The organism is Hyphomicrobium sp., from assembly GCF_035572195.1.
In the GTDB taxonomy this organism is placed as follows: Bacteria; Pseudomonadota; Alphaproteobacteria; order Rhizobiales; family Hyphomicrobiaceae; genus Hyphomicrobium_B.
Window position 1 is genome coordinate 1 of record NZ_DATNBA010000069.1, and the last position, 9,755, is coordinate 9,755.

General features: G+C 61.2%; 6 protein-coding genes and 2 pseudogenes. 6 read left to right on the forward strand and 2 right to left on the reverse strand.

The window, feature by feature from the left end:
* Positions 1 to 411 (forward strand): annotated as a pseudogene (locus tag VN623_RS06485) (D-alanyl-D-alanine carboxypeptidase); the annotation flags it as partial.
* 14 nt (positions 412 to 425) lie between these two features.
* On the opposite strand, the gene VN623_RS06490 reads toward VN623_RS06485, so the two are convergent.
* Entirely contained in the window at positions 426 to 731 is a 306-nt protein-coding gene (locus VN623_RS06490; protein ID WP_325569313.1) for a hypothetical protein, read from the reverse strand.
* 232 nt (positions 732 to 963) lie between these two features.
* Between VN623_RS06490 and VN623_RS06495 the strand changes: the two genes are divergently transcribed.
* Both VN623_RS06495 and VN623_RS06500 read left to right on the forward strand, forming a co-directional pair.
* Positions 964 to 1,128: a hypothetical protein gene (locus VN623_RS06495; RefSeq protein WP_325569315.1), complete on the forward strand. Its 165-nt coding sequence runs from the start codon at positions 964 to 966 to the stop codon at positions 1,126 to 1,128.
* Between the two features lie 18 nt (positions 1,129 to 1,146).
* Positions 1,147 to 2,595 carry a lipopolysaccharide biosynthesis protein gene (locus tag VN623_RS06500; RefSeq protein WP_325569317.1) on the forward strand — a complete coding sequence of 483 codons (1,449 nt, stop codon included), beginning with the start codon at positions 1,147 to 1,149 and terminating at the stop codon, positions 2,593 to 2,595.
* Between the two features lie 285 nt (positions 2,596 to 2,880).
* Here VN623_RS06500 and VN623_RS06505 read toward each other — a convergent pair whose 3' ends face one another.
* On the reverse strand, positions 2,881 to 3,540 hold the full coding sequence (locus VN623_RS06505; protein ID WP_325569318.1) for a CAP domain-containing protein: 660 nt from the start codon (positions 3,538 to 3,540) through the stop codon (positions 2,881 to 2,883).
* 356 nt (positions 3,541 to 3,896) lie between these two features.
* Here VN623_RS06505 and VN623_RS06510 point away from each other — a divergent pair, with 356 nt between their 5' ends.
* From VN623_RS06510 to VN623_RS06520, 3 genes and pseudogenes are all read left to right on the forward strand, one after another.
* Positions 3,897 to 5,060: a hypothetical protein gene (locus VN623_RS06510; RefSeq protein WP_325569319.1), complete on the forward strand. Its 1,164-nt coding sequence runs from the start codon at positions 3,897 to 3,899 to the stop codon at positions 5,058 to 5,060.
* A gap of 17 nt (positions 5,061 to 5,077) precedes the next feature.
* Positions 5,078 to 8,443, forward strand: a complete 3,366-nt coding sequence (locus VN623_RS06515) for an ATP-binding protein (RefSeq protein ID WP_325569321.1) — start codon at positions 5,078 to 5,080, stop codon at positions 8,441 to 8,443.
* A 774-nt stretch (positions 8,444 to 9,217) separates the two neighbouring features.
* A pseudogene (locus VN623_RS06520) lies at positions 9,218 to 9,755 on the forward strand (glycosyl transferase family 51); the annotation flags it as partial.

A 9,755-nucleotide genomic window follows, 5' to 3' on the forward strand; every position in this document is an offset into this window, starting at 1 on the left:
CGCCTGCTGGCGGTCGTACTCGGCGAGACGTCCGGAAACGAACGCGCCATTCGCTCGGCGAGTCTTTTGGAATACGGCTTCCAGAACTATGATTGGAAGCAACTCTTCAACACAACAAATCTCGACACTTTGCCGGTCGACCCTTCAGCCAAAGGTATTACGTCGGTACGCGATACCGTTGCCGCCTGGAGCTGCCGCCCGCCAAAGCAAAGTAAATCCGGGACAACGGCTCGCCATAAGAGACGTCAGCCGAAGGCCACCGCTGCCAAATCCAAGACGGCCGCAAAAAAGGGCAACGAGGCGAGCGAAAGTCCACCTCCGGTCAAAGGTGCCGAGGCGGCCATTGCGCCCCAGCCCCAGGTCGGGGCGACGGCCAAGACGCCGAAATCGGCGCAAGCCATTTCACCGTGAAGCGAGAATTCGTCTCAGACGAGTAATTCCAGCGGCTGGTTCGTGAAAACACATCCCGGCGGATCGGTTCCGTCTGGTGGCGTGATGACGTCGGGACTTGCTTGGTCGTCCCCCGGCGGCTGCGCATCGGGCTCCGGCGATCGTTCTGGCGGCGCGTCACTATCGTCGCCCGGTTCGTTCTCTTTCGGCGCGTCGTATTGGGCGAGTTCCATTCCGGCACAGTGAAACGAACACGCGCCGGCCCACGGCGCCGCAGGTGCCGGCACGAGCGTGACCGCAAGTCCCCATCCGAACGTCACCACGAACGCAATTTTCTTCACTGCCGTTGCCTTTATTCGCGATCCGATACGTCGGGCAGCGCGGATACGACCAGTTAACCACGCTCGCAGACAGGAACCTAAACGCGGTCCGCGTCATGGCGTCAAACTTGCTTTTCCCAAATTCGTCAACCGGGATTTAAGCCTTGAGTAGGACCTTACGATGACTGCGACGGTGCGAGCCAACAGGTACCCCAACGTGGATTTCACACCCACGCCCCGGGACGTATGCGCGATGGCCGAGGTTCTTGAAGGCAAGCATGGTTCGTTGGCCGCAGAAATCGCCGACTTTTTCGCAATCTACCACGGTGAAAAGGGAGACGCCGGCCGCGCGTGGGCTTGGAGCGGCGTTGCCGAACTCGTCCGTAATCGTGAGCGGGCGCGCCTCGAAAACAATTGAAGAACGGGACGCCTTGCCGTGAAGAGCGCTATCCTTACCAGGCTCGATGCGGTTCCTGCCGCGCGCGTCGATCGGCACCCCGAGTATGCAGGGGCGACTAACCCATTCGAGGTGGCTCAGAGCCTATTTGCCGGCCTCATCGACCAGACGATCAACGTCTTTGCCTCCGACGGCGAGCGCCAACGCACCCAGCGCGACGCGCTGCTCGCCTTCACCGTCCGCGTCCTGAGTGCGGGACTGCTCTACCTCACGCAGATTGTGCTGGCGCGCTGGATGGGCGGCACCGAATACGGCATCTACGTCTTCGTGTGGACATGGGTGCTGGTCCTTGGCGCCATGTCTCACCTAGGACTGAACCTCGCATCGATCCGGCTCGCGCCGGTTTATCGCGAGACCGGCGATTTCGACCACCTGCGAGGATTGATACGGGGCGTCAGGCTTGTGGCGCTCGGCGGCGGCACGCTCGTCATGGCGCTCGGCCTGTTCGGCGTCTGGCTCTTTCAAGATCACATCCAAAGCCAGTTCGTCCTGCCGATCTATCTCGCCCTCGTTTGCATTCCGCTTTACGCGCTGACGGACGTGCAGGACGGCATAGGGCGCGGCAACGCCTGGATGAGCGTCGCGCTCGTTCCGCCCTACGTGTTGCGGCCCATCGTGCTGTTGGCCGCCATGTGGGTGGCCAACGCGAGCGGCCTACCGATGAATGCGGCGACGGCCGCCGGCGCCGCAATCGTCGCGACATGGTTCAGCGGCATCCTGCAATCGCTGATGATCAATACCCGTTTCAGCGCCACGACACCCGCGGGTCCCCGCCGGTCCGACTTCAAAACCTGGTTCAAGATCTCGCTGCCGCTGCTCGTCATCTTGAGCTCGGAGCTTTTTCTGCAGAATACCGACATCCTGGTGATCTCGCATTTCATGACGCCGGCCGACGTCGGCATCTATTTCGCGGCCGGAAAAACCATGGCGCTGATCATGTTCGTGCATTATGCGGTCGGCAGCGCCGTCGCCCACAAGTTCGCCGCCCTGAATGCGCGCGGCGATAAGGACGGACTCCGCACCTTCGTAAAAGATGCCGTCAATTGGACGTTCTGGCCGTCGCTCGCCGGTGCGCTGCTCATCCTGGCTCTCGGTAAACCCCTACTGTCTCTGTTCGGGCCGCAATTCGCCGACGGCTATCCGGTCATGTTCATTCTTGTTATCGGCTTTCTCTTCCGCTCCGCGATGGGGCCGGCCGAATACTTGCTGAATATGCTCGGCGAGCAGGCGCTTTGCGCCACGGTCTTATGCGCGGCGGCGATTTTGAACGTCGCACTCAACTTCGCTCTCGTGCCGGTGTTTGGATTGGTCGGCGCCGCGATCGCCACAGCTTCGTCTCTGATCGTGGCAGCGACGATGAACGCCATCGTCGTCTGGCGCCGCCTCGATATCAAGATCGCAATCTGGGAAAACCTGCCGAAGTTCTGACGCACGCCGACTTTGTCATCCCGGGCGAGCCTTCTTGCGAGACCCGGGACCCAGTTCTAAAAGCAAACGAAAAAGGCCCCGCTCGTGCAGGGCCTCGTGGCTGCTCAACGTGAGATGGTCGAAGCCGATGCCGCGCTGGCGGCCAGCTCCGCGCACCGGAGTCGCCAGCAGCCGAACCATCGTCCACTCCATCGCCGGGTTTGACCCAGCACTTCAGTGCCAAGACGGAGGTCACGCGATTGGCCCTGGATGGCCGCGCCAGAGGGCGGCCGGATATGCGATTTTTTACATCGGCGAGCCGACGACGAGCGTCCAGAAGGATTTGAATTCCGTCTTCGGATCCTGCACCAGCGCGATGCCCATGTGCTCGGCGTCAGGCGTCAGCAGATTCTTGTTGTGGCCCGGACTTTCCTCCCAGCCACGCATGACCTCGTTGAAATCGACCTGGCCTGTGCCGACGTTCTCCGCCGTCAGGCGAGCGTTGTAGCCGGCGCGCTTGACGCGATCCCACGGGTTCGAGCCATCGGAGCCGTAGTGTGAGATGCGATCCCACTTGGCGAGGTCGCGGGAATGCGCTTTCGCCGCTTCCGTCAGCTCGGGGTTGAGCTTCAACGCCTTCAAGCCGTGCTTCTTGCGGTAGGCGTTGATGACGTCGCGCGCCATTTCGGCGTTGAGTGAAGTGTGCGAATAGTCGCGGTCGGAGAGAACTCCGGGCGCCGCCCTTTCAAAGGTTCCGGATGGCGCCTTATCGTCGAGTTTGGCGACCTTCACTTGGCGGGGGGCCGCGGGATCGCCCCCCAGGCCGACGCTTTCGGTTTTCAGTGGGGGCGACGACAACGACGATGTCGTCTCCTGATCTGCGAAACCTGATGAGATGGATGATGAGCCTAGGCTGCAACCGGACAAACCGATCACGAGCCCGGCGGTGAGTGCAACGCGATACATAACTGCCACTCCCGGCACACAACGTGCGGACAAGGTCATCATTGCCGGAAATCCGTTAACTCGGTGTTAATGCTAACGGGATGCGAATCGCGCCTCTCCGCGCGCCGCAGCACTATGCCGAAGCCCCGTGTGGATGGCCCACGCATATGTCGGATCCCTCGCAACCCAGTCCCGCCCCGTTCGATATCGCAGCAACAAGGTGTCGCGATTTTGACGGTGCCGCGGCGAAAGCCTGATTCCAGTGGCACGCCGGAGCATTTGCAGCTGGCAATTCGCCTACGGCTCTTGGAAGAACGCCGCCGATCATCAAGACTGCCGCGCGCTGTTTAAGCTGATTCGCGCCTGGGAGCACTTCGATGACGGCAGCCATCGGACAGTCTGAGCAGAGAACCGGTTTCCACACTCCGACCTTTACGGTGAGGGATCTCGTGCTGCTCCGCATCGCTGCGGGGAGCGCCACGCGAGCCGACTTGCAGCGCGACATCGCGCCAATTCTGGCTCCAAGGATTTCGGGCAGCGAGTTTCGCCGCGCCGCCGAGCTGGCGATCAGCACCCTCGGCAACGCGCAATTGATCAGCGAGACGAAGGGTCGTCTCACCGCCACGGCGAAAGGTGTTCAAGTTGCCGGGACCTCTCTGGGATCGGCGCGATCTCTCGGCCCAGCGTGGGGTGACGTCAAAAACACGCTTATCCTACGTGCGCTCGAAACGCACGACACGGCGTCGGTCAAAAAGGCCGTGCAGCGCCTCGAAGGCCTCGCGGCCATCGTGTTGCAGAACCATTTCAGCATCGCGACCGGCCGCGTTCTTTCACCAGCCGATCTCAGAGCCGAACTGGCGATCGTCGCGCTTGAAAAGGCTTTCGGCAACAAGATCAAGACCGGACTCGGCAAGGGAGCGGGGCTGCCCGCCAAACCAGGCAGGCTACTCGCCGGCCAACTCTTCAAGCAGCCTCGGGAGATTGCGAGCGACGGCAAACTGATCGTGCAGCTTGCATCCGAGATTGCAGGAGCCCGCGAACAGTCCATCGAAGCGCTCGAACTCGCCGTGCTAAGCCGCCTAACGACCGCCGGGAACGCCGATGACGGCGCAAACAGAGCGCCCACGCGCCCCAAACGCCAGGAACCGTCACAACACCGCCCCCGCACGCCGACGCCGAAAGCCGCCAACGATCGCGCACCGCTCACGGGCTCCGCACCTGCGGTAGCGCGGTCGCTGTCGCCACCTGACATCGCGGAATTCTGTAGCGCTGTGTTCGATGCGGCACGTCCGGTCGCCGAGGGCTGGCCAGGCAACCGGAAGGCGTTTATCTCTTTGGTCTGGAAGGCGATTCGCAACGCCCGGCCTGACTGGGGGCTATCTGAGATTGCGTTCAAGGGCATGCTCGCTGAAGCCCATCGTTCGGGCCGGATCGAACTTGCGACCGCCGATCTCAAAGATGGCCGCGACCTGAAATCGCTCGAGGAGTCCAAGATCCTCTACAAGAACACCGTCTGGCACTTCGTGCGCGTCCAAGAATGAAGGCATCCTGATTCGAAATGGGCGTTGAAGGCGGTTCTCTTAAAAATACGTCGTTCGCTCCTCAGCTCGCGCCTGACAAGCTGAGCGAAGCGTTTGAGCATTCGATCACCTGGGAAGATGATCTCTGGCGCGCCGACCCCGTCGACGTGCCGGAAATTCACGCCAAGGCACGCCAGAAATTCAACGATTTGCTGACGACCGTCACGTCCGGGCACGGCTATCACGTGCAGGAACGAATTCTGCTGTTTCACGGCCAGTCGGGAGCCGGAAAAACCCATCTTCTGCGAGCCCTGAGAACAGACTCGCATCGCACGGGCCAAAGCTATTTCGGCTACGCGCAGATGACGCCCGACGTGCAGAACTACGCCGACTTCTATCTGCGCCGCCTCGTGCACTCGCTCGAGAAGCCCTACGACCCCGACCGGTTCGGGGAATCAGCGCTGTCGCGGCTGACGAACCACATGGTTCTCGATTCCGAGGTCATCTCGTCCGCCGATCTCGACAAGCTTCGCGACGCGACGCTGGATGACAAACAATTGGCGCGGCTCATCCTGCGCCTCGCCGACCAGATCGTCGCCTGCGAAAAGTTCCAGACGCGCGAACTCGACATCAATATCGTGCGGGCGCTCCTTTACCTGCAGCGCCATGATCCGCGCATCGATCAGCGTGTTCGCCAGTATTTGAACGGCCGCACTCTGACGCCGATTGCACACGAGGCCGTCTCTGCGCTCGACCCGAACAACGGCGAGGATCGCTCGTTCGAGATCATCGCCGCGCTCGGTGCACTCGTCTGGACGGTCGATCGCGCTGCGCTCGTCTTCTGCATCGATCAGGTCGAAGATTTGCGCTTCTTCGACAATGCCGAAGATCGCTTTCAGCGCGCCGTCCGCGATCTCATTCAAATCGCCAATCGGCTGACGAACGCCGTCATCATCATATCGTGCCTTGAAGATTTCTACGGACAGGTCCGCAGCCTCGTCGCGCAGTCCTATATCGACCGCATCGAGAAATCCGGCCCCGTCCTGCTGCGCGAAAGCCGCACGCCGGAAGAAGCCCGCCTCATCATCTCGAAGCGGCTGGCTCACCAGTCGGAGTTGAACGGCGGCGGCATGAGCTTTCCCGACGCCTCGCAATTCTTCGGGCCGCAGTTCTTTGAAGAATTCGGCGGGCTCTCGACGCGCCGGTTGCTGGAGCACGCTCAGTCGCGCCTGCGCGAGGCGACCTCAACCGAAGGCGACGAGCGCGAAGCCGAGCCTGAGAAGCCGTCGTTCATCAGCACTCTGGCGCAAGCGCTCGGCCAGGCCATCGGTTTCGGACAAGATCAAGAGGCGCCGGCCGCGATCTCCGCCGTGCAATTCCGCGAGATGTGGGAACGCTTTGCCAACGAGAGCGAAGCAGAGATGCCGCCCGATGACCAGGAGCTGGTCGACGTCCTGTCGGCCGCGCTGTTGTTGGCGCGCGATGAATGGGGTCGCGCCATCGAAGTCACGGTGAAGCGCCTCGAACTCGGCGACGAACTGCCGGCCTTCGACCTGACCGTGCGTCACCGCACCGGCTTCGCCAATGATCTCAGGGTCTTCCTGTGCAACCGGCCGACGCAGGGCGGTGGCCTCAAACGCCAGCTCGACAAGGTGCTGACGGCGATGCAGGGCAAGCCTTGCTTCATGCTGCGCGCCAGCGACTTTCCGCCAAACAAAAAGAACCAGACCGCGCAGGCGTTCCGCAAATTCCGCGACGGCGGCGGCCGCCAGCTTCTCGTGCCGATCCCCGAGTGGGAACGCATGATGACGGTGCGTGAGTTCACCGCCCATCATCGCGGCGACGCCGGCATGACGCAGTGGCTCGAAGGCTCGAAGCCGCTGTCGAGCCTAATTTCGATCATTCACCTGCTGCGGCTCGATTTGCTTGGTCGCCCGGTGCCGCGCCTCGTCGCGAAGGACATGGACGACCCGCAATCGTCGCTCGACGGCTTCGGCGGCCAGGCCGCACAACGGGCTGCAAGTGACGGAAGTTCGGGCGAACCGGGCCTCGCCGCCAATGATGACGAACTTCCGATGTCCGTCATTCTCGACGAAAACGGCAGCTACGGCGCCAGCATCCTTTCGGGCCGCGAAATTGGCAATCTCGGCCGGCCGGTGACGCTGAACAAAAGTGTCCTGAAGCGCCATGCGGCATACCTCGGCGGTTCGGGCTCCGGCAAAACGACACTGGCGCTGTCCCTCATCGAGCAGCTTCTGCTACGTGGCATTCCGGCTGTGTTGATCGACCGCAAGGGCGATCTCGCGAGCTACGCCAATCCGGAAGTCTGGCGCGCCAACGAGAACGACACGCCCGATCGCCGCGCCGAACGCGAAAAACTCGCCGACGCCATCGATGTCGCGGTTTATACGCCGGGGCGGGCTTCCGGCCGGCCGATCTCGATCACGCTTCTGCCGAACGGCATCAACGAACTTCCCGACCACGAGCAGCAGTTACTGGCGAACCTCTCGGCGGCGGCGCTCGGCGAGATGCTCCATCTGAAGAATTCGGCGACGCACCAAAAGCAGTCCGGCGTACTCGCCGTGGCGCTGCGCGTTCTCGGATCGCTTTCGACAAATGAGGTAACGCTCGCGGATCTCATCCGCCTGCTCGAAGACGAGCATCCGGAACTGACCGATCAGACGCAACGCATGGACCCGTCGGGCAAGCTCCGGCGCGATCTCGTCGCGCAGCTCGATTCACTGCGCTTGCGCAACGCTGCACTTTTCGAAGGCGGCGGCGAAAGCCTCAGGATGGAAAGCCTCCTCGGCCTCGGCCGTTATCAGCGTCCGAACCGCACGCGTTTGTCGGTCATCTACACCGGGTTCCTCGGCGACAACGAGAACATCCTATTCTGGGTGTCGCAGTTCCTGTCCGAAGCGCTGCGCTTCTGTCAGCGCAATCCGAACGACGAACTGCAGGCCGTCGTCATGTTCGACGAAGCCGATCTCTACATTCCGGCCAACTCGAAGCCCGCGACCGCCGAACCATTGCAGAGCCTGTTGAAGCGCGCGCGCTCAGCCGGGCTCGGCATGATGCTCGCGACGCAATCGCCCGGCGATCTCGACTACAAGAGCCGCGATCAGATCACGAGCTGGTTCATCGGGCGCGTCCGCGAGGACACCGCATTGAGGAAGCTGAAAGCCGCCTTCCAATCGGAATCGGGTCTCGACCCGGCGACGGCGCTGCCGGGCCAAACGGTCGGCGAATTCCATCTCGTTCAGGAAGGTCTCGTTCGGCCGATGAAGGCGCAACGCTCGCTCATCGCAGCCGAACAGGTTCCCTTCGATCGCATCGAGCAACTGGCTGCCGAAACACGCGGCATCGACGAGCGCCAGCTCCGGCTTTTTGATCTTCTCCGCTAGCGTTAGGGCGCCATGCATCAGCCTCCGTGTTTTGCGGAAAAGGCAAAACTCGATATTCAATTCGCATTTCCGTGTTTGACATAATCCGTGATTACTGCATTGCCGCAGCATCGGCGGCAGCAGCATGGTTAATTCCAGTGATGCCGCTTATCTCTCTGACTACATTAGATTTTTTCTAATCAGAGTGGCCCACAAAACGCTGTTAAATCATCGTCGGCTGGGGCGCGCTGCGATGTGATCCAATGTCTACGCTCGGCTGCGCAAATCACCTCATGGTCCTGTCAAGTCTTTTTGCAAAGATGTATTGTACAGCAGGCTGAGCGTGAGGGGTTATGCTCAGCTTCGCAGATCGGGGGCGGCCCGTTTTTTGCGAAGAAAAGCGGATGAATCGGCCGAGAGGGCAAACTGGCCGAAGCATTTCCCAATAGAGCCGCGCGAAATGGTGGAGTGAACTTTAGAGTTCTGTGCGGGGTATAGTGTTATGATGGCGAAGCCTTTCGTCATGATTGTCGTTGCGGCTCTAATGGGTCCTGCAATCGGCGTCGGTCTTTTCATTCTAATGAATAACTTCTGAGCTTTTGCTTGTTTGAGAGCAGAGAGAAGTCGCGTTCGCGCGTGCTTTAAAGGCGCTTTTTAGCCTTGGCCTCGTAATCGCCATTTCCCAGAGCCGATGTCGCCGCGACTTCGTTGAGTTCACGCCTTAAATCCCGATTACGCGTGAAGCCACGCCAGCGCCGTTCCCGGCGAAGGCCTTAGCGCGGCTTTACGTCAGCGATGTTACATCTTTTGCGGCTTCTGACCGCGCTCGGCGATCTCTGCCTGTCGATGCCGCGGCGCATCGTGCGCTGGTTGATGACAGCCGTCACGTTCAATTCGAAACTCGGCCCCCTGCGACACGTGTTGACGGCGGCGGTCGTCTACGTGCTGTTCGTTCTCGTTCTCGTTTACGTGGCGGCGCCGATCAGAGGTTATTTCGGCCAACTGTCGATGCACGGCAAGCTCGGTTACGACGCCGAGCGCTGGCTCGCGACGGCCATCTACGATCCGAAAGGCAGCTTTGTCGGCACGTTTGATCCGCGCCTCGATAGCTTGCGCGACGTCAACTACACCGACAGCGCCATCGAACTCGGCAACTACGTCGCCAACCCCGATCACAAGTCGATCCCGGTCCGCGACGTTCCCGAGCAATACTGGCGGTGCCTTTCCTATCACGAGGATCGCTATCTCGGCGGCCCGCTCAATCCGTTCGGCATCGATCTTCTTGGCGTCCTGAAAATTCCAATATCGACGCTCACGCGCTCGATCGCAGCGC

Excerpts from the sequence above, each read along its gene's own strand:
- VN623_RS06495 (WP_325569315.1), top strand. The coding sequence starts at position 964 with ATGGCCGAGGTTCTTGAAGGCAAGCATGGTTCGTTGGCCGCAGAAATC.
- VN623_RS06505 (WP_325569318.1), bottom strand. The coding sequence starts at position 3,540 with ATGTATCGCGTTGCACTCACCGCCGGGCTCGTGATCGGTTTGTCCGGT.
- VN623_RS06510 (WP_325569319.1), top strand. The coding sequence starts at position 3,897 with ATGACGGCAGCCATCGGACAGTCTGAGCAGAGAACCGGTTTCCACACT.
- VN623_RS06515 (WP_325569321.1), top strand. The coding sequence starts at position 5,078 with ATGGGCGTTGAAGGCGGTTCTCTTAAAAATACGTCGTTCGCTCCTCAG.